The following is a 1,511-nucleotide window of genomic DNA, read 5'->3' as shown; positions in this document are numbered from 1 at the left end:
ATTTCATTAGGCAGTGAACAAGGAGCCGTTATGTCACTGCCTAAAGTGGTCTTTCTCGACCGCGCCACCATTCCCAATCACATTCAAGTCCCGCGCCCTGAGTTTCCTCATCATTGGATGGAGTATGAACTGACACCGCCTGGGTTCGTGCTTGAGCGCTTAGCTGATGCCGATATCGTCATCAGCAATAAAGTGGTGCTGGATCAATCGGTACTTTCGCAGCTGCCTCAGCTCAAGATGATTGCCGTTGCGGCGACAGGGTTTAACAATGTCGATGTAAACTATTGTGCTGAACATGGCATTGCAGTCGCGAACGTGCGTGGTTATGCCACTCGATCTGTGCCTGAGCATGTGATCGCGATGTTGTTTGCTTTGCGTCGAAACTTGTTTGGGTACCATCAAGACATTGCGGCTGGCGAATGGCAGCGTAATAAGCAGTTCTGCTTTTTTACTCATTCCATCGGGGATGTTGGCGGCAGTACACTAAGTGTCGTCGGTAGTGGTGCATTGGGACAAGCCACGGCGAATCTGGCTCAAGCGCTAGGAATGACCGTTTTATTTGCGGAGCGTAAAGGAGCGGCAGAATGTCGACCAGGTTATGTGCCATTTGAGGAAGTGTTGAAACACTCTGACGCGTTGACTTTGCACTGTCCGCTTAACGAGCATACGCAGAATTTGATTGGCAAAGCCGAGTTACAGCAAATGAAACCAAACGCGATTCTAATCAACACTGGTCGTGGCGGATTGGTTGATGAGCAAGCGTTGGTGGATGCTCTAAAACAGGGTGAGATCGCAGCAGCAGGTTTTGATGTATTTACTCAGGAGCCTGCCGATGAGAGCAACCCTCTGATCGCTAATATTCACTTACCGAATTTGCTGTTAACGCCTCATGTTGCGTGGGGAAGTGATTCGTCGATTCAACGCTTGGCCGACATCCTGATTGAGAACATTAACGCGTTTCAGCGCGGAGACCTCCTCAATCGCCTCGCTTAATGGGCATTGATTATCCGCATTAAAAAAGCAGACCTAGTGGTCTGCTTTGTCTTTATGGTTTACGAAGGAAGATTAGATTTCTTCTTCGTTTAACGCTTTCAGGATTTGGAAAATTTCACGGTAAGATTTTGCTGGTTTACCGGCTTTTTTCTCTTTCGCTGCTTGGCGTGCAAGTTGACGTAGACGCTGACGATCCGCTTCTGGGTACATTTCCATTACGTCATCAATGGCTTTGTCGCCTTCTTCCACAACGCGATCACGCAGCATTTCAAGTTTATGCAGCGCTGCTGTTGCTTGTGAGTGTTTGTTGCGTACTTTGTCCAATGCCGCTTGGATTGGTTCTGGGTCTTCATAACGCATCAATTTACCGATACGTTGTAGCTGACGACGACGCGCTTCGTTCTTAAAGCGCTGTGCATCGGCAATTGCTTCTCGCAGGTCTTCGCTCAATGGAAACTTTTCGAGAACTGCTGGCTTTAGGCCGACAAGCTCTTCACCAAGCTTTCGCAGCTCTTCCA

At 48.6% G+C, this 1,511-nt stretch carries 2 protein-coding genes; one reads left to right on the top strand and one right to left on the bottom strand.

Annotated features, from left to right (window positions below; genetic code table 11):
• Positions 1-30: 30 nt before the first annotated feature.
• A complete protein-coding gene (locus R8269_RS23350) occupies positions 31-993 on the top strand; it encodes a D-2-hydroxyacid dehydrogenase (protein WP_318222685.1) in 963 nt (320 codons plus the stop codon).
• Positions 994-1,065: 72 nt separating this feature from the next.
• Here the strand turns inward: R8269_RS23350 and yjgA are convergent.
• Positions 1,066-1,511 (bottom strand): ribosome biogenesis factor YjgA (gene yjgA / locus R8269_RS23345; RefSeq protein ID WP_318222683.1); only part of this gene is annotated, 446 nt, incomplete at its 5' end.

It is taken from the genome of Vibrio sp. Vb0667 (genome assembly GCF_033391095.1).
This window is presented reverse-complemented; position numbering and strand designations above follow the sequence as displayed.

What these genes read in the sequence shown, in the direction of transcription:
- R8269_RS23350 (WP_318222685.1), top strand. Translation starts at nt 31, where the DNA reads ATGTCACTGCCTAAAGTGGTCTTTCTCGACCGCGCCACCATTCCCAAT.